The organism is Streptomyces sp. NPDC048644 (genome assembly GCF_043199105.1).
Lineage (GTDB): Bacteria > Actinomycetota > Actinomycetes > Streptomycetales > Streptomycetaceae > Streptomyces.
This window is the reverse complement of sequence record NZ_JBICVO010000004.1, coordinates 361,361-378,924: the sequence shown is the minus strand read 5'-3', so window position 1 is coordinate 378,924 and position 17,564 is coordinate 361,361. Positions and strand designations below refer to the sequence as shown.

15 protein-coding genes are annotated in these 17,564 nt (G+C 71.8%); 12 read left to right on the top strand and 3 right to left on the bottom strand.

All coding sequences use genetic code 11. The features are described from left to right. The first annotated feature begins 48 nt into the window (after positions 1-48). From ACGFNI_RS11350 to nudC, 3 genes are all read left to right on the top strand, one after another. Positions 49-3,753, top strand: a complete 3,705-nt coding sequence (locus ACGFNI_RS11350) for a UvrD-helicase domain-containing protein (protein ID WP_393682679.1) — start codon at positions 49-51, stop codon at positions 3,751-3,753. A 10-nt stretch (positions 3,754-3,763) separates the two neighbouring features. Next, a complete protein-coding gene (locus ACGFNI_RS11345; protein WP_393682677.1) occupies positions 3,764-5,164 on the top strand; it encodes a dipeptidase in 1,401 nt (466 codons plus the stop codon). A 77-nt stretch (positions 5,165-5,241) separates the two neighbouring features. After that, positions 5,242-6,177 carry an NAD(+) diphosphatase gene (nudC, locus tag ACGFNI_RS11340; RefSeq protein WP_393682676.1) on the top strand — a complete coding sequence of 312 codons (936 nt, stop codon included), beginning with the start codon at positions 5,242-5,244 and terminating at the stop codon, positions 6,175-6,177. Positions 6,178-6,274: 97 nt separating this feature from the next. Here nudC and ACGFNI_RS11335 read toward each other — a convergent pair whose 3' ends face one another. Beyond that, entirely contained in the window at positions 6,275-6,532 is a 258-nt protein-coding gene (locus tag ACGFNI_RS11335; protein ID WP_393682674.1) for a glutaredoxin family protein, read from the bottom strand. Between the two features lie 449 nt (positions 6,533-6,981). Here ACGFNI_RS11335 and ACGFNI_RS11330 point away from each other — a divergent pair, with 449 nt between their 5' ends. The 5 genes from ACGFNI_RS11330 to ACGFNI_RS11310 all read left to right on the top strand — a co-directional run bounded on the left by ACGFNI_RS11330 (position 6,982) and on the right by ACGFNI_RS11310 (position 10,786). Beyond that, positions 6,982-9,222 (top strand): ATP-dependent DNA helicase UvrD2, encoded by a 2,241-nt coding sequence (locus ACGFNI_RS11330; RefSeq protein ID WP_393682673.1) that lies wholly within the window; start codon positions 6,982-6,984, stop codon positions 9,220-9,222. A gap of 143 nt (positions 9,223-9,365) precedes the next feature. Continuing rightward, entirely contained in the window at positions 9,366-9,686 is a 321-nt protein-coding gene (locus ACGFNI_RS11325; RefSeq protein WP_393682672.1) for a hypothetical protein, read from the top strand. Between the two features lie 120 nt (positions 9,687-9,806). Beyond that, positions 9,807-10,160 (top strand): WhiB family transcriptional regulator, encoded by a 354-nt coding sequence (locus tag ACGFNI_RS11320; RefSeq protein WP_393682671.1) that lies wholly within the window; start codon positions 9,807-9,809, stop codon positions 10,158-10,160. After that, the gene (locus tag ACGFNI_RS11315; RefSeq protein WP_393682670.1) at positions 10,157-10,474 is read left to right on the top strand and encodes a hypothetical protein; all 318 of its coding nucleotides are present in this window, start codon (positions 10,157-10,159) and stop codon (positions 10,472-10,474) included. The genes ACGFNI_RS11320 and ACGFNI_RS11315 overlap by 4 nt, the downstream gene beginning before the upstream one ends. Positions 10,475-10,576: 102 nt before the next feature. Then, the gene (locus ACGFNI_RS11310; RefSeq protein ID WP_393682668.1) at positions 10,577-10,786 is read left to right on the top strand and encodes a hypothetical protein; all 210 of its coding nucleotides are present in this window, start codon (positions 10,577-10,579) and stop codon (positions 10,784-10,786) included. An 80-nt stretch (positions 10,787-10,866) separates the two neighbouring features. Here the strand turns inward: ACGFNI_RS11310 and ACGFNI_RS11305 are convergent, their stop codons facing one another. Both ACGFNI_RS11305 and ACGFNI_RS11300 read right to left on the bottom strand, forming a co-directional pair. Continuing rightward, complete coding sequence (locus ACGFNI_RS11305; protein WP_393682666.1) at positions 10,867-12,243, bottom strand: ABC1 kinase family protein; 1,377 nt, start codon at positions 12,241-12,243, stop codon at positions 10,867-10,869. A gap of 34 nt (positions 12,244-12,277) precedes the next feature. Then, the gene (locus ACGFNI_RS11300; RefSeq protein WP_393682664.1) at positions 12,278-13,414 is read right to left on the bottom strand and encodes a ThiF family adenylyltransferase; all 1,137 of its coding nucleotides are present in this window, start codon (positions 13,412-13,414) and stop codon (positions 12,278-12,280) included. 221 nt (positions 13,415-13,635) lie between these two features. Between ACGFNI_RS11300 and ACGFNI_RS11295 the strand changes: the two genes are divergently transcribed. The 4 genes from ACGFNI_RS11295 (at position 13,636) to ACGFNI_RS11280 (ending at position 17,527) form a co-directional block, all read left to right on the top strand. Further along, positions 13,636-14,262 carry a M48 family metallopeptidase gene (locus ACGFNI_RS11295; RefSeq protein WP_393682662.1) on the top strand — a complete coding sequence of 209 codons (627 nt, stop codon included), beginning with the start codon at positions 13,636-13,638 and terminating at the stop codon, positions 14,260-14,262. Positions 14,263-14,374: 112 nt separating this feature from the next. Then, the gene (locus ACGFNI_RS11290) at positions 14,375-16,051 is read left to right on the top strand and encodes a TerD family protein (protein ID WP_393682660.1); all 1,677 of its coding nucleotides are present in this window, start codon (positions 14,375-14,377) and stop codon (positions 16,049-16,051) included. A 13-nt stretch (positions 16,052-16,064) separates the two neighbouring features. Continuing rightward, positions 16,065-16,748, top strand: coding sequence for an AIM24 family protein (locus tag ACGFNI_RS11285; protein WP_393682659.1), 684 nt, complete (start codon positions 16,065-16,067; stop codon positions 16,746-16,748). A gap of 20 nt (positions 16,749-16,768) precedes the next feature. Continuing rightward, on the top strand, positions 16,769-17,527 hold the full coding sequence (locus tag ACGFNI_RS11280; RefSeq protein ID WP_393682657.1) for an AIM24 family protein: 759 nt from the start codon (positions 16,769-16,771) through the stop codon (positions 17,525-17,527). Positions 17,528-17,564 lie beyond the last annotated feature (37 nt).

Below are 17,564 nucleotides of genomic sequence, written 5' to 3'. Positions count from 1 at the left end.
AGAGCCGACAGGGCGGGAATGTCAGTGCCGCCCGTTACGGTTTTCGATGTGCCAGCGCGACTCACCGACCCCGAGCAGCTCAAAGAACTCCTCGGCATCCCGTTCACACCGGAGCAGACGGCCTGCATCACCGCACCGCCCGCCCCGCAGGTCATCGTGGCCGGAGCCGGATCCGGCAAGACCACCGTCATGGCCGCCCGCGTCGTCTGGCTCGTCGGCACCGGCCAGGTCGCACCCGAAGAAGTACTCGGACTCACCTTCACCAACAAAGCCGCAGGTGAACTCGCCGAACGCGTCCGCACCGCACTCCACGCCGCCGGCGTCACCGACCCCACCCCAGGACCCGACACCCCACCCGGCGGCGAACAGCCCCCCGGAGAGCCCCGCATCTCCACCTACCACGCCTTCGCCGGACAACTCCTCAAGGACCACGGCCTGCGCATCGGCCTGGAACCCAGCGCCCGGCTCCTCGCCGACGCCACCCGCTTCCAGCTCGCCGCCCGCGTCCTGCGCGCCGCCCCCGGCCCCTACCCGGCGCTCACCAAATCCCTCCCCGCCCTCGTCGAAGACCTCCTCGCCCTCGACGCCGAACTCGCCGAACACCTCGTCGACCCCGACCGGCTCCACACCCACGACACCGACCTGCTGACCACCCTCGACACCGCCCCCCTCACCAACGCCGACCTGCGCAAAGTCCCCGAAACCAGCCGCGGGCGCATCGAACTCCTCAGCCTCGTCCGCGCCTACCGCACCGCCAAACGCAGCCGCGACCTCCTCGACTTCGGCGACCAGATCGCCCTCTCCGCCACCCTCGCCACCACCCGCCCCGAAGTCGGCCGCATCCTCCGCGACACCTACCGCGTCGTCCTCCTCGACGAATACCAGGACACCTCCGTCGCCCAGCGACTCCTGCTCTCCGGCCTCTTCGGCGCCGCCAACGGCACCGCCACCGGGCACGCCGTCACCGCCGTCGGCGACCCCTGCCAGGCCATCTACGGCTGGCGCGGCGCCTCCGTCGCCAACCTCGACGACTTCCCCGACCACTTCCCCCTCCAGGACGGCACCCCCGCCCACCGCCACGCACTCAGCGAAAACCGCCGCAGCGGCGGCCGGCTACTCGACCTCGCCAACGGACTCGCCGCCCCCCTCCGCCACCTGCACGCAGGAGTCGAAGCGCTCCGCCCCGCCCCCGGCGCCGAACGCGACGGCACGGTCCGCTGCGCCCTGCTGCCCACCCACGCCGAAGAACTGGCCTGGCTCGCCGACTCCCTCGCTCACCTCGTCCGCACCGGCACCCCACCCGGCGAGATCGCCGTACTCTGCCGCACCGCAGGCGACTTCGCCCGCATCCAGGGCGAACTGGTCGCCAGGGACATCCCCGTCGAGGTCGTCGGCCTCTCCGGACTCCTCCACCTCCCCGAAATCGCCGACCTCGTCGCCGTCTGCGACGTCCTCCAGGACCCCACGGCCAACGCCTCCCTCGTCCGCCTCCTCACCGGCCCCCGCTGGCGCATCGGCCCCCGCGACCTCGCCTTCCTCGGCCGCCGCGCCCGCACCCTCGTCCACCACGGCACCCCGTCCGACGACCCCGGACAGCGCCTCGCCGAAGCCGTCGAAGGCACCGACCCCGCCGAAACCCTCTCCCTCGCCGACGCCCTCGACACCTTCCTCGAAGCCGAAGGCCCCGACGACGGCCTGCCCTTCTCACCCGAGGCCAGGATCCGCTTCGCCTACCTCGCCACCGAACTCCGCGACCTGCGCCGCTCCCTCGGCGACCCGCTGATGGACGTCCTGCACCGCGTCCTCGCCACCACCGGCCTGGAAGTCGAACTCTCCGCCTCACCGCACGCCCTCGCCGCCCGCCGCCGCGAAACCCTCGGCACCTTCCTCGACACCGCCGCGGGATTCGCCGCCCAACAAAGCGGCACCCTCGACGGCGAGGCCACCCTCCCCGCCTTCCTCGCCTTCCTGCGCACCGCCGTCCAGCACGAAAAGGGCCTCGACAGCTCACTCCCCGGCGGCGAGAACACCGTCAAGGTGCTCACCGCCCACAAATCCAAGGGCCTCGAATGGGACGTCGTCGCCGTCCCCGGCCTGGTCACCAAGCAGTTCCCCAGCGAACAGGCCCGCGAGTCCTGGATCACCCAGCCCAAGGTCCTGCCGCACACCCTCCGCGGCGACGCCGCCACCCTCCCCGACGTCGAGGAATGGGACGCCCGCGGCCTCAAGAACTTCAAGGAGGCGATGAAGCACCACCAGGAGACCGAAGAACTCCGCCTGGGCTACGTCACCTTCACCCGCCCCCGCTCCCTCCTGCTCGGCTCCGGCCACTGGTGGGGCCCGCAACAGAAACGCCCCCGCGGCCCGTCCGCCTTCCTGGAAGCCCTGCGCACCCACTGCGAAGCAGGCCACGGCGACATCGAGGCATGGGCCGACGCCCCCGAGGACGGCGCGGAAAACCCCGCACTCGCCGAGGCCACCACCGAACAGGAATGGCCGCTGCCCCTGGACCCCACCGCCACCGCCCGCCGCCGCGCCGCCGCCGCCACGGTCCGCGCCCACCTCCACCGCCGCCAGTCACCCCCCACACCACAGGTGACACCGGACACACCCCCCGCCGCCCCGCCCGCCGGCTCCCTGTTCGCCGACGCCCCCGACTGGCCCCCGCCGCCGGAGGACGACCCGGCGTTCGACGCGTACGACGACGCGTACGACGACGCGTACGACGACACGTACGGCCCGGGGGACGACGGCACGGCGGGCGCGTACGCCCCGGAACACGACCCGGAGGGCGACCCGGAGGGCGACTTCCCGGAGCCCGACGAGCCCGAGCACGCCGCCGACCCCGCAGCGGCCCCCGACCACGCCCCGGAACACCCCCCGCACCCGGCCATCCCCGAGCCCCGTCATCCCGCCGACCCCGCCACCACCGGCACCCGTCCCGCCGCCGAAGCCGGTTCCGAAACCGCCCCCGGCCCTGCCGCCGACCCCGACACCACCCCCCACACCCTCCTCCCCGAAGAACGCCGCACCATCGGCTCCTGGGACCGCGACCTCGACGCACTCGCCGCCGAACTGCGCCGCTCCCGCGCCACCGTCCGCGACGTGCCCCTCCCACACGCCCTCAGCGCCACCCAGCTCCTCCGCCTCGCCGCCGACCCCGACGGCCTCGCCCGCGAACTGGCCCGCCCCATGCCCCGCGCGCCCCAGCCCGCGGCCCGCCGCGGCACCCGCTTCCACGCCTGGGTCGAATCCCGCTTCGAAGAACTCACCCTCCCCCTCATCGGCCCCGACGAACTCCCCGGCACCGACGAAGAAGCCGACATCGCCGACGAAGAAGCCGACATCGCCGACGAAGCGGACCTCGAAGCCCTCAAGGACGCCTTCGCCCGCACCCCGTACGCCCACCGCACCCCGTACCGCGTCGAGACACCCTTCCGGATGACCCTCGCCGGCCGCGTGATCAGCGGTCGCATCGACGCCGTCTACAAGAACCCAGGACCCGATGGCGACCGCTTCGAGATCATCGACTGGAAAACCGGCCACGGCCGCAACGCCGACCCCCTCCAACTCGCCGTCTACCGCCTCGCCTGGGCCGAGCGCCACGGACTCGACCCTTCCGAGGTCGACGCCGCCTTCCTCCACGTCCGCACCGGCGACCTCATCAGACCCGCCGGCCTCCCCGGCCGTGCAGGTCTGGAACGCATCCTCATCGGCGAGACCGCCGACCGCGTTCCCCCAGAAGGCCGATAGGCTCGGGCACATGAGCACCACCCCGGACAGCGCCGTCCGCGCGTACATCACCAGCCACCGCGAGACCTTCCTCGACGACCTCGCCGACTGGCTGCGCATCCCCTCCGTATCGGCCGATCCCGGCCGCGCCGGCGATGTGCGCCGCAGCGCCGAATGGCTCGCCGCGAAGCTCGCCGACACCGGCTTCCCGACCACCGAGATCTGGGAAACCGACGGCCTCCCCGCCGTCTACGCCCACTGGCCTTCCGACGACCCCGACGCCCCGACGGTGCTCGTCTACGGACACCACGACGTACAGCCCGCAGCGCCCGGTGACGGCTGGCACACCGACCCCTTCGAGCCGCAGACCCTCGACGGCAAGCTCTACGCACGCGGCGCCGCCGACGACAAGGGCCAGGTGTTCTTCCACACCCTCGGCGTCCGCGCCCACCTCGCCGCCACCGGCCGCAGCACCCCCGCCGTCCACCTCAAACTCCTCATCGAGGGCGAAGAGGAATCCGGCTCCCCGAACTTCCCTGCGCTCATCGCCCGGCACGCCGACCGCCTCGCCTGCGACACGGTGATCGTCTCCGACACCGGCATGTGGTCCAAGGACACCCCCACCGTCTGCACCGGCATGCGCGGCCTCACCGACTGCCAGATCGACCTCCACGGCCCCGACCAGGACATCCACTCCGGCTCCTTCGGTGGCGCCGTACCCAACCCCGCCACCGAAGCCGCCCGCCTCGCCGCCGCCCTGCACGACGACGACCGCCGCGTCGCCATCCCCGGCTTCTACGACGGCGTGATCGAACTCACCGACCGCGAACGGGAACTCTTCGCCGAGCTGCCCTTCGACGAAGCGGAATGGCTGCGCACCGCCCACTCCCACGCCGCACTCGGCGAAGCCGGCAGCACCACACTCGAACGCATCTGGGCCCGCCCCACCGCCGAGGTCAACGGCATCTCCGGCGGCTACCAGGGCCCCGGCGGCAAAACCATCGTCCCGGCCACCGCCCAGCTCAAGCTCTCCTTCCGCCTCGTCGCAGGCCAGGACGCGGACGCCGTCCAGCAGTCCGTACGCGACTGGGTCGCAGCCCGCCTCCCCGCCGGCATCCGCCACGACCTCACCTTCTGGGGCGCCACCCGCCCCTGCCTCACCCCGCTCGACCACCCGGCCCTGCAATCCGTCGCCCGCGCCATGGGCCGCGCCTTCGGCCAACGGATCCGCTTCACCCGCGAAGGCGGCTCAGGGCCCGCCGCCGACCTCCAGGACGTCCTCGGCGTCCCGGTCCTCTTCCTCGGCATATCCGTCCCCTCCGACGGCTGGCACGCACCGAACGAAAAGGTCGAACTGGACCTGCTGATGAAGGGCGTCGAGACCGCCGCCCACCTGTGGGGCGACCTGGCGGAGAACTGGCGCACCGCTTGACCCGCACGCGTACCGCCGTGCCGCACCGTGCCCGTACGCAGCAATCACCCACGTCATAGGGGGAGTTGGAAACAGCAGTGACCACCTGGACCGACCACAGCGCCGACCGGCCGCTCACCTTCAGCGCGCCGAGCGGAATCGACCGCTCCGCACATCACCGCCTCGACGAGGCATGGCTCGCGGCGGCCTGGAGCCACCCGTCGACGCGCGTCTTCGTGGTCTCCGGCGGCCAGGCCCTCATCGACGACACCCCCGACGGCCGCACCGAACTCATCATGACGCCCTCCTTCGAGGCGCCCATGACCGAAGCACACCGCTACTACCTCGGCACCGACGACGAAGGCGTCAGCTACTTCGCCCTCCAGAAGGACTCCCTGCCCGGCCGCATGGACCAGTCCGCGCGCCCCGCAGGACTCCGCGAAGCCGGCCTGCTGCTCTCCCCGCGCGACGCCGGCCTCCTCGTCCACGCCGTGGCCCTGGAGAACTGGCAGCGACTGCACCGCTTCTGCTCCCGCTGCGGCGAACGCACCGTCATCGCCGCCGCAGGTCACATCCGCCGCTGCCCCGCCTGCGGCGCCGAGCACTACCCGCGCACCGACCCGGCCGTCATCATGCTCGTCACCGACGAGGAGGACCGCGCCCTCCTCGGCCGCCAGGTCCACTGGCCCGAAGGCCGCTTCTCCACCCTCGCCGGCTTCGTCGAACCCGGCGAGCCCATCGAACAGTCGGTGGCCCGCGAGGTCTTCGAAGAGGCCGGAGTCGTCGTCGGCGACGTCGAATACATCGCCAGCCAGCCCTGGCCCTTCCCCTCCAGCCTGATGCTCGGCTTCATGGCCCGCGCCACCTCATCCGACATCCAGGTCGACGGCGAGGAGATCGAAGAGGCCCGCTGGTTCTCCCGGGAGGACCTCCGCGCCGCCTTCGAATCCGGCGAGGTACTGCCCCCCTACGGCATCTCCATCGCCGCCCGCCTCATCGAGACCTGGTACGGCAAGCCGCTGCCCAAGCCATGAGGTGAACCACCGGTCCGCGACCCCGCCGCGGACCATCCCGCACACACCGCTGCGCCCCCTCCGACCATCGGCCGGAGGGGGCGCAGCGCCGTGGGAATCAGACGGCCAGGGCCTGCTTCACCTGATTCAGGCTCGGGTTCGTCATGACGATGTTCTCGCCGCCGGAGGGCGGGACGACCAGCACGGTCGGCACCGTCTGATTGCCGCCGTTCGCCTTCTCCACGAACGCCGCGGACTCGGGGTCAAGCTCGATGTTGATCTCGTTGTACGCGATGCCCTCGCGGTCCATCTGGCCCTTCAGCCGACGGCAGTAACCGCACCAGGTCGTGCTGTACATCGTCACAGTGCCCGCCATGCGTCCTGCGCTCCTTCGGTAAGTCTCGAACAGAAGCCGCCCGACAACCGAGCCGGGCCCCTACAGCCCGGACCCGACCCCACCGGCCCGGGGCCCATGCCCCGCCCCGGGAAGGCGGCAACCAAAAGAACGTCCGTGATGCCTGGACCATTCCCGGGGGGTTCTTGGGCTTCTCCTTCCCCCGCCCTCCCCCCCCGGGGGGCCCGCCCCCGCCCCACCCCACCCCAGCCCCCTCAAGCTCTCAACGCCCCCTCGGCCCCACCCCCCAGCCCTCCAGCGCCCCCACCATCACCCCACCACCACCTCCCGCGACCCCGCCTCACCCCACGAAAGCAGAGACCGGCGATCGATGTGTTCGGCCGTCCCCAGAAGCGTTCCCCGGTACGACCGGAGGCGGCGGCTGTGGACGGTTTTCCCGGGTGTCCCGGTGGACCTGGCAGCATGGCGGGGTGACAGCAGCATCGGACTCCTCTCTTTTCCCGCAGGTCCCGGATTCGGCCGACGCGGTGCTCGACGGGCTCGACCCGGAGCAGCGCGAGGTGGCGACGGCTCTGCACGGTCCGGTGTGTGTGCTGGCCGGTGCGGGCACGGGCAAGACCCGCGCGATCACCCATCGGATCGCGTACGGCGTGCGGGCGGGGATCCTGCAGCCGGCGAGTGTGCTGGCCGTCACTTTCACCGCGCGTGCGGCGGGTGAGATGCGCGGGCGTCTGCGGCAGCTGGGTGCGGGCGGCGTGCAGGCGAGGACGTTCCATTCCGCGGCGTTGCGGCAGTTGCAGTTCTTCTGGCCGAAGGCGGTGGGCGGTGAGGTGCCGCGGCTGCTGGAGCGCAAGATCCAGTTGGTGGCGGAGGCGGCGGCGCGTTGCCGTATCCGGTTGGACCGCAATGAGCTGCGCGACGTCACGGCGGAGATCGAGTGGTCGAAGGTCACTCAGACGGTGCCGGCGGACTATCCGGCGGCGGTCGCCAAGGCGGGCCGGGAGGCGCCCCGCGATCCGGCCGAGGTCGGGCAGATATACACCATGTACGAGCAGCTCAAGCGCGATCGCGGCGTGATCGACTTCGAGGATGTGCTGCTGCTGACGGTGGGGGTGCTCCAGGACCGGCACGACATCGCGGAGCAGATCCGCGCCCAGTACCAGCATTTCGTCGTCGACGAGTATCAGGACGTCAGCCCGCTCCAGCAGCGGCTGCTGGACTTGTGGCTGGGGGAGCGCGATGCGCTGTGTGTGGTGGGCGACGCCAGCCAGACGATTTACAGCTTCACCGGGGCCACCCCGGACCACCTGCTGAACTTCCGTACCCGTCATCCCCGCGCGACGGTCGTCAAGCTGGTCCGCGACTACCGTTCCACGCCGCAGGTGGTGCATCTCGCCAACGGTCTGCTCACCCAGGCGAGCGGCCGGGCCGCCGAGCACCGTCTGGAGCTGGTGTCGCAGCGCGAGGCGGGCCCGGAGCCTGTGTATGTCGAGTACGCCGACGAGCCCGCCGAGGCCGAGGGCACCGCGCGCCGGATCCGTGACCTCATCGCGTCGGGTGTCTCGGCGGGCGAGATCGCGGTGCTGTTCCGCATCAACGCGCAGTCCGAGGTGTACGAGCAGGCGCTGGCGGATGTCGGGGTGCCGTATCAGCTGCGTGGCGCCGAGCGGTTTTTCGAGCGGCCCGAGGTGCGCGAGGCGGGTGTCGCGCTGCGCAGCGCCGCCAGGTTCGGCGGCAATGACGCGTTGCTGGACGACGCCGTGGATCTGCCGTCGCAGGTCAGGGCGGTGCTGAGCACCAAGGGGTGGACGGGCGAGCCGCCGGCCGGATCGGGGGCGGTGCGGGACCGCTGGGAGTCGCTGGCGGCGCTGGTGCGGCTCGCGGAGGACTTCGCCGGGGCGCGGCCGGGGGCCTCTCTCGCCGATCTCGTCGCGGAGCTGGACGAGCGGGCCCATGCCCAGCACGCGCCGACGGTGGAGGGTGTGACGCTCGCCTCGCTGCACGCGGCGAAGGGCCTGGAGTGGGACGCCGTCTTCCTGGTGGGGCTCACCGAAGGCATGATGCCGATCACGTACGCGAAGACGGATGAGCAGGTCGAGGAGGAGCGTCGGCTGCTGTATGTCGGCGTCACCCGTGCGCGCCGGCATCTGGGGCTGTCGTGGGCCCTGGCCCGTTCCCCGGGCGGCCGGGCGAATCGCCGGGCCAGCCGGTTCCTGAACGGTCTGCGTCCCGGTGCGGGCGGCGGCACGGCCCGTCGTGCGGCGGGCGCGGTGGCGGGAGGCGTGGAGCGCGGCGCGGGCGGTGCGGCGGGCTCCGTGCGCCGTAGGGACCGTTCTCCGGCTCGCTGCCGGGTGTGTGGCAGGACGCTGACCGACGCGGGCGAGATGAAGCTGATGCGCTGCGAGGACTGTCCTTCGGATGTCGATGAGGCGCTGTACGAGCGGCTGCGGGACTGGCGGGCCGGGCAGGCGGGGCGGCTGGGCCAGCCGGCGTTCTGCGTGTTCACGGACAAGACGCTGATGGCCATCGCGGAGGCCGTGCCGGGGACTGCGGGGGAGCTGGCGGGCATCTCGGGTGTGGGCCGGCGCAAGCTGGACCGTTTCGGTGCGGATGTGCTGGCGCTGTGTGCCGGTGAGGAGCCGGAGGACGGCTGCGCGGACGGCCTTGGGGAGGGTTCCGGGGAGGCCGCGGAAAACTCGTCGGAAAAATAGTTTGCGCGCGCGGACGGCATCCCCATAGCCTGCGGGAGCACGGTGACAACGGGCCTTCCGAGATCCGTAGAATCCGTGCTGTACTTGAACGAGCTTGGAACGGGATTCCCGGTCCACCGAGACGCCGAGAGGAGGCGAGCCCAGTGATCAGCATTATCGAGATGAACAAAATGACCGATCGTTCGGTCGTCGCCCCCTGCGCTCTCGGCGCTTCGCTCCTTGGCACCGGTATGTCCGGCTTCGGCCGCCTGTCCGGCGTCGAGGTCGCGCGTCCCGAGTCCCTCCTGGTCCTGTCGACCGAGGAGAGCAGCGCGCGACCGACCGAGGCACCTGCGGTAGCGGCGGCAGCGGCGAATGCCTTTGCCCACGCGGCGGCCAATGGTGCCGGATTCCCGAAGCAGTACCAGCAGCAGCATGAAACGTGGGCCTACCGCAGCCTCGAACCCTGGAGAGATCCAGCCTGATCGGCACGATCAGGTCGGCACCTTCCAGGGCCGCGGAACCCACACCGGGATCCGCGGCCCTTTTGTTTTGCCCAAGAGCCCAGCCACCAGCCGGGCCACACAGACGAGGAACACACCACCGTGCAACTCCAGACGCACACCCCGTCCGTAGCGACCGACCTGATCCCTCCGCCCGACCCCCAGGAGAACTCCTTGCTGCCCCTCACCGAGCTCGACAACGAAATCGACCGTCTCGGCGCCGCCGTACCGTGCCGGACCTATGACCCCGAGGTCTTCTTCGCCGAGTCCCCGGCCGACGTCGAGTACGCCAAGTCCCTGTGCCAGACCTGCCCGGTGCGTGAGGCGTGTCTGGCCGGCGCCAAGGACCGCCGCGAGCCGTGGGGGGTCTGGGGCGGGGAACTCTTCGTCCAGGGCGTCGTCGTGGCGCGGAAGCGCCCGCGTGGCCGTCCGCGCAAGAACCCGGTTGCGGCATGAACACCTCCGGCACAGGAACGATCGACCGTCCCGTCACCCGGGATCCCCAGAAGCAGGACCCAGCGATGAACCCCACAGTCACCGACATGCCCGCCCCCATGAACTCCGGTGCGATCGAGTCGCGCCAGAACAGGAACCTCGAAATGCAACTCATCCCAGAAGCCCTGGCGCGTGCTCATATGCACGAACGCCTGCATGAGGCCGAGTCCGAACGGAGGGCTCATCGGCTCGCCGCCGCGCGGCGTATGCAGCGGCGCGCCGAACGCGCGTCGCTCCGTGCCCGCCGGGCACTGGCCATGGCAGTGATGCAGTAAAGCGGCACACCGGTGCCGCCCACACGGGGGTCCGTCCGACAGGGCGGGCCCCGTGGTGCGTGGTATCCGCTTTCGGGCGGCCGACGGGGCTATCGTCGGACGGTGGAACGCAACACGTATGACAAGGCGTATGAACAGCCGGAATCCGCCGCCGAGAACACGCTCTGCGCCCGCTGCGGCACGATCGCCGAGGGCACCCCGCCGACCTGGACGTGCTCCGTCGAGAACGGCACCCGTCGCTACTTCTGCGTCAGCTGCGCGCGGGAGAACCTCCGCGCCATCGAAGGGCGCCTGGACTCCAGCGGGTGGTGAGCGCGCGCCCGTAGAGCCGTGCCCGCACGACCGCTACGGGCGCCGGGGCCCGGCCTCCTGACGCATGCGCGGCAGGAGGTTCACGCCGTGGACTCCTCGACCTCCAAGGTGTCGGGCGCCTCGACGGGCTCCGCCACGAAGCCGGGCAGCCACGCCGCCAGTTCGTCGCGCAGCCGTACCGTCGCGCCCAGTTGGCACAGCACCCCGATCGTGCTCAGCGTCACCCGGTGTATCAGCAGATACGACGGCGGCAGGTTGAGCTGCTTGCCCAACTGGTGCGCGGGGGAGCGGGGATCACCGATCCTGGCGGCCTGCTGCCGCATCCAGCTCCGCGTGAAGGTGAACTCCTCCACCTGCGCCGGCTCGATGATCGGCAGCAGGTAGTCGAGCACCGCGCCGGGGTCCAGCTCGATGGAGTCCTTGACGAAGCCCTCCTCGCACAGCTGGCGGTAGATCGCCTCCGCCTCGCCGTCCAGCGTCATCCGCAGCGACGTGCCGATCGTCGGCGGCAGTCCCTCGGGCAGCCGGTCGACGGTGCCGAAGTCCAGTACGCCCAACTGCCACTCGTGCACCGGGCCGTCGTTGCCGAGCAGCCGGAAGTTGCCCGGATGGGGGTCGGCGTGCAGCAGGCCCGTCCGCGCCGGGCCGGAGAACAGGAAGCGGGCCAGCAACTGCCCGGCCCGGTCACGCTCCTCCTGGCTGCCGTCCGCGATGACCTCGGACAGTGGCCGCCCCTCCAACCATTCGGTGACCAGCACCTGTTCGCCCTGGTGCACCACGGCCGGCACCAGGACGTCCGGATCGCCGGCGAACTCCTCCGCGTGCGCCTGCTGCGCCTGGGCCTCCAGCGCGTAGTCCAGCTCCTCCGCCACCCGGTCGCGCAACTCGGCTATCAGCGGTTTGACGTCCATGCCGGGGATCAGCGGGCCCAGCAGCCGCGCGAACCGGCTCAGCTGCGCCAGGTCCGACAGCAGGGCCTTGCCCGCCCCCGGGTACTGCACCTTCACCGCCACCTCGCGGCCGTCGTGCCACACCGCGTGGTGCACCTGGCCGATCGAGGCCGCCGCCGACGGCTTGTCGTCGAACTCCTCGAACAGCTCCCGCCAGTCCTCGCCGAGACGCTCGGCGAGCACCGTGTGGACCGTGCGCGTCGGCATCGGCGGGGCCGCTTCCTGAAGCTTGGTCAGCGCCGCACGGTATGGCTCGGCGACGTCCTCGGGCAGCGCCGACTCGAAGACGGACAGCGCCTGCCCGAACTTCATCGCGCCGCCCTTCAACTCGCCCAGCACCTTGAAGAGCTGTTCCGCGGTGCGCTGTTGGAGCTCCCGGCCGACGATCTCGGCGGATCTGCCGCCGATCCGCTTGCCCAGGCCCCAGGTGGCGCGGCCGGCGAACCCCAGTGGCAGCGCGGCCAGCTTGGCGGTACGGGTGACCGCCTTGCGGGGAAGATCAGACATGCGCCCCTCCAACTCACACTGTCCCCAACCGGGGTTACTCCGTCATTGTGGCGTGTTGCGGCGACGGATCCGAGGTGTCCGCCGCAGCGGAGGATTCCGCCGCGCCGCAGCCGCACTCCGGATGCGGTGCGATCCGCACCGTGCGCAGCTCCGCACAGGGCAGGGCGAACTCCAGCCGCGCGCCCGTACACGGTGGCAGCGCACCGTCGAGGAACGCCAGCGCCTGCGCTGCGGCCTGCCCCGCGACCATCGTCGCCAGGGACGCGTCGCAGGCGGGCACCGCGGGGGAGATGCGCCCCGAACGCCACTGCGCCAGCAGCCGCGGCCAGGCCGGCTCCGCTTCCGTACGCCGTAATTCGTCGCAGCGGGCGCACGCGGAGCCGCCGGGCAGCACCAGCGGCCCCACCACACCCGTGCCCTCCAGCACCCCCGCGTACAGGTGCGGAATGCCGGCCGTCAGCAGCGGTTCGGACAGCACCGGGTCGGGCGCGTACGCCCCGAGGCCGTCGCGCGGCGCGAGCACCACCAGGGACAGGCCCGGCTCTCCCGTCTCGCTCACCGGGCCGACCGGCCGTGGCCTGCGTGCCCACGGCGAGGTGTCGTGCACCAGCCGCCGCGCGGAGGCGTCCCGCCGCTCGCCGATGCGCTCCGCGGGATGCCCGCCGGGCAGCACGTCCCACGGCTCGACCTTCCCGCCGTCCAGCACCTCCACCCGGCCGATGCCCCCGGAGGACAACAGCGCCGCGATGGCCGCTCCCACCCGCCCCGCGCCCCGCACCCGCGCGCGTACCGCCCGGCGCGCCCCCATTCGCCCCAACGCGCCGGTGGCCTCCGGGTGCTGGACCGACAGGGACGCCAGGTCGGGCCGGAGCCGCTCGAAGGCCGGGCCGTCGGCACGGACCGCGTCCGCCGCGGGCCCGCCCGCCGCCGGGGCGTCCAACAGCCCGGCGGCACCGAGCCGGTCCACCACACCCCGCACATGACCGGGTGACAGGTCCAGCGCCGCGGCGTCCGCGACGAGCTGATCCATGGTGCGGCTGCCGTCGATCATGTCCAGGAAATAGCCCGTCGCCATGTCCACGGGCCCGACCACCACCGCATGCGCCGGCGTCACCCCGAACCGCACCGTGGACCTGTCCCGCCAGCCGCGCCGCAGCGCGGGCTTCACCATCGGATGCATGACATCCGCCCCCGTCTTCCGTCCGTCCGCTTGCCCTCTGCGCCTGCCTTCTGCGTCCTGCGGGACCAGCATGCGCCGAACGCGGATTTCGTGCGCCGAGTTATCCACAGGCACCCGGATCAGTCATACAAACGGTTCCCGCAGGGGGTGTTTCGGGTCCGACCGTTCGCGGGTCGGGACTTCCCGCAGGGCCAGCAGGTAACGTCGGGCGCGTGCCCGCCGACCCTTCCCCACGTGTCGCTGGGGAGACTCCCCTGCGTCGCGCCGCAGACACGTCCCGCAGGGCTGCCTCGGGCCCCTCGCCCCGGGGGCCGGCCACCAGCGCGGTGGAGGTGCGCCGCAGCTCACGCAGGCGCCGGACGGTCTCCGCCTACCGTGAGGGCGACCGCACCATCGTCCTCATCCCGGCCCGCATGTCCGAGGCCGAGGAACAGCGCTGGATCGCCGTCATGCTGGACAAGCTCGCCGCCCAGGAGAGCAAGCGGATGCTCGGCGACGGCGATCTGGCCGAGCGCGCCGAACGGCTCTCGGAACAGTTCCTGCAGGCCCGCGCCCGCCCCGCGTCCGTGCGCTGGGTCACCAACCAGAACACCCGCTGGGGATCGTGCACCCCCGCCGAGGGCAGCATCCGCCTCTCGCACCGCCTCCAGGGCATGCCGGAATACGTCATCGACTACGTCCTGCTGCACGAACTGGCGCACCTCCTTGTCCCCGGCCACGGCCCCCGGTTCTGGAAGCTGCTGGAGTCCTATCCGCGCACCGAACGGGCCCGCGGATACCTCGAAGGGGTGGTCGCCGCCGACCGGCTGCCCCATCTGCCCGCCGCCCGCAGCGAATAGCGGCCGTGCCGCAAGCCCCCTGTACAGCCCCGGCATCACCCGCTGTCAGCGCCAGCGGTTAGCCTGGCGCGCACTACCAACTCACAGCCGGAGCGGGGGACGGGCATTACCTATGGCCAGGGAATTCCAGCGGGGCCACAAAGCCAGGATCGGTGACCTGACGGCAGGGACGGACCTGTACGTCGGCGTGCAGATCGGCGGACCGGGCCTCACCTTCGACATCAGCTGCTTCGGTCTCGACGCGGACGAACGGCTCTCCGACGACCGGTACTTCATCTTCTTCAACCAGCCGGCATCGCCCGAGGAGTCGATCCAGCAGCTCGGTGAGCAGGCAGGCGACACCCAGTCCTTCCGGGTCACCCTCGACCGCATCCCGCCGCAGATCAGGAAGCTGTCCTTCACCGCGGCTCTGGACGGCGCGGGCCAGGTCTCCCAGATCGGCCCCGGCTACATCCGGATCGTGGCAGGCGGCGAGGAAGTCGCCCGCTACTCCTTCAACGGCTCCGAGTTCAGCACCGAACGCGCCGTCATGCTCGGCGACTTCTACCTGAAGGACGTCTGGCGGTTCGCCGCCGTGGGTCAGGGATTCGACGGCGGCCTCGAAGCGCTGCTGAAGAACTTCGGCGGCGAGGTCGCCGAAGAGGAAGCCGCCCCCGAGCCCGCCCCGCCCGCCGCCGCGCAGGCCGTGCCGGGCTTCGCCCCGCCCTCCGGGGCGGCCCCCGCACCGTCCTTCGGCGCCCCCGCCGCACCGCAGCAGCCCGCCCCCGACTTCGGCCCGCCCCAGGGCGCGCCGCCCGCCGCTCCCACGCCGCAGCCGGCCGCGCCGCAGGTCCACAACGCGCCCACCATCGCCGCGCCGATGGCACCGCCCGCCGCGCCGGTCCCGCCCCCGGGAGCCCCCGGAGTCCCCGGCCAGCAGCCTCCCGCGCCCTACGGGCAGCCCGCCCCCGGCGGCTTCCCCGGGCAGCAGCCCCCGCCGCCCGCCCCGTACGGACAGCCCGCCCCGCCGCCCGGCGGGTACGGCGCGCTCCAGGGACAGCCGGGACAGGTCCCCGGGCAGCCCGCCCCGTACGGACAGCCGGGAGCGCCCTACCCGGGGCAGGCCCCGGCCGTGCCCGCGCAGGGCGGCCCCGGGCTCGGCGTCGTCCTGGAGAAGTACAAGGAAGCGCCCACCGGCCGGCGGTGGACGCCGCAGAACAGCAAGCTGGTCCGCGTCGACCTCGGTGTCGACGGCCAGCCGGTGCTCGCCCGCCAGGGCAGCATGGTGCTCTACCAGGGCAAGGTCGACTTCAGCTACAAGGGCGCCGGCTTCCGCGGTCGCATCGTGGGCAACGCCACCGGCCAGGAAATGCAGCTGATGCGCTGCTCGGGCCAGGGCCAGGTGTTCTTCGCCGAGAACAGCGCGCACGTCCACCCCATCGAGCTCCAGGGCGACGCCATCTGCGTGTCCGCCGAGAGCGTCCTCGCCTTCGACGAGTCGCTGCAGCACGAAGTGCGCCGCATCGAGGGCCACGGCATCCCCGGCGGCGCCCTGTTCACCATGCAGTTCCAGGGCACCGGCACGGTCATCGTCACCACCCAGGGCAGCCCCGTCGTGCTGCCGGTCACCCCGACCACCTTCGCCGACGCCAACGCCATCGTCGCCTGGTCCGCCGCCTCGCAGGTGATCATCTCCAGCCAGGTCAGCCTGCGACGGCACGCCTACCCCGGCCACTCCGGCGAGACCGTGAACCTCCAGTTCCGCGGCGCGCCGGGCAACTTCATCATCGTCCAGCCCTACGAGGTCTGAGGGAGCCCGGAACATGAGCCAGCAGCAGCTGTCGGGCTACGCCCCGACCCCGCCCGCCGCCCGCATGGAGAACCACGGCAGCGCCATGGCCAAGATCGCCATGCAGAGCGGCCAGGACGTCTTCGCCCGCACCGGATCGATGGTCGCCTACGAAGGCTTCATCCAGTACGAGCCCAACCCACCCGCCGTCCGCCAGATGGCCTCCCAGTGGATCACCGGCGAGGGCGCCCCGCTGATGAAGTGCAGCGGCGACGGCATCCTCTACCTCGCCGACTACGGCGCCGACGTCGTCTGCATCAACCTCAACGGCGACTCGCTCTCCGTCAACGGCACCAACCTCCTCGCCCTCGACGCGCACCTCCAGTGGAGCGTCCAGCGCGTCAAGGGCATGGCGAAATTCGCCGGCCAGGGACTCTTCAACGTCGGTGTCTCCGGCACCGGCTGGGTCGCCCTCACCTCCCGCGGCACGCCGATCGTCGTCGACTGCGGCCGTGGCGATGACGAGACCTACGTGGACCCCGACGCCCTGGTGGCCTGGTCCAGCAACCTGAAGATGAAGGGCAAGCGCAGCTTCAAGGCGTCCTCGATGATCGGCCGCGGCAGCGGCGAGGCGTACCAACTCGGCTTCTCCGGCGAGGGGTTCGTCGTCGTCCAGCCCAGCGAGGACAGCACCGACCGGCTCCGGGCCCGGGGCTGAGGGGGAGGACCGAACACACCATGCAGAGTCCGCTTTTCGCCTTCACCGAGGCACAGACCCAGGACCGCTACGCGCTGCAGAACGCACAACTGCTGCGCGTCGCACTCCAGGGCCACGAGGACATCCTCGCCCGCAAGGGCACGATGGTCGCCTACCAGGGGCTCCTCGAATTCGACGGCAACTACCAGACCCAGGGCCAGCACCGCGCCCGCGCGATGACCGGCGAGGGCCTGGAGCTGATGCGCGTCTCCGGGCAGGGCACCGTCTACCTCGCCAACCTCGGCCAGTACGTCCACGTCGTCGACGTCGACCACGACGGCCTGACCGTCGACAGCAGCTACGTCCTGGCGCTCGACTCGGGCCTCCACTGGGAGGTCGTCTCCGTCGACAGCCAGTACGGCATCTCCGGCACCGGCAAGTACCAGATCAACATCTCGGGACAGGGCAAGGTCGCCCTGATGACCTCGGGCCAGCCGCTGATGATGCAGGTCACGCCCGACAAGTACGTCAACGCCGACGCCGACGCGGTCGTCGCCTGGTCCGCCTCGCTGCGCGTCCAGATGCAGGCACAGACGCACTCGTCCGGCGTGTGGCGGCGCCGCGGAGGCACCGGCGAGGGCTGGGAACTCAGCTTCCTCGGCCAGGGCTACGCGCTGGTCCAGCCCAGCGAGCTGCTGCCGCCGCAGAACGCCGACATCGGCTCGGGTCTGGCCGCCCAGTTCGGCATGGGCCAACAGGGCGCCCGCGGCCACAACCAGGGCAACATCTTCACCAACTGACGGCCCCGCCGGCCGCCGGGGCGGACCCGCCCGCGCG

What these genes read in the sequence shown, in the direction of transcription:
- ACGFNI_RS11280 (WP_393682657.1), top strand. Translation starts at nt 16,769, where the DNA reads ATGCAGAGTCCGCTTTTCGCCTTCACCGAGGCACAGACCCAGGACCGC.
- ACGFNI_RS11300 (WP_393682664.1), bottom strand. Translation starts at nt 13,414, where the DNA reads ATGGTGAAGCCCGCGCTGCGGCGCGGCTGGCGGGACAGGTCCACGGTG.
- ACGFNI_RS11305 (WP_393682666.1), bottom strand. Translation starts at nt 12,243, where the DNA reads ATGTCTGATCTTCCCCGCAAGGCGGTCACCCGTACCGCCAAGCTGGCC.
- ACGFNI_RS11285 (WP_393682659.1), top strand. Translation starts at nt 16,065, where the DNA reads ATGAGCCAGCAGCAGCTGTCGGGCTACGCCCCGACCCCGCCCGCCGCC.
- ACGFNI_RS11335 (WP_393682674.1), bottom strand. Translation starts at nt 6,532, where the DNA reads ATGGCGGGCACTGTGACGATGTACAGCACGACCTGGTGCGGTTACTGC.
- ACGFNI_RS11345 (WP_393682677.1), top strand. Translation starts at nt 3,764, where the DNA reads ATGAGCACCACCCCGGACAGCGCCGTCCGCGCGTACATCACCAGCCAC.
- ACGFNI_RS11315 (WP_393682670.1), top strand. Translation starts at nt 10,157, where the DNA reads ATGAACACCTCCGGCACAGGAACGATCGACCGTCCCGTCACCCGGGAT.
- ACGFNI_RS11290 (WP_393682660.1), top strand. Translation starts at nt 14,375, where the DNA reads ATGGCCAGGGAATTCCAGCGGGGCCACAAAGCCAGGATCGGTGACCTG.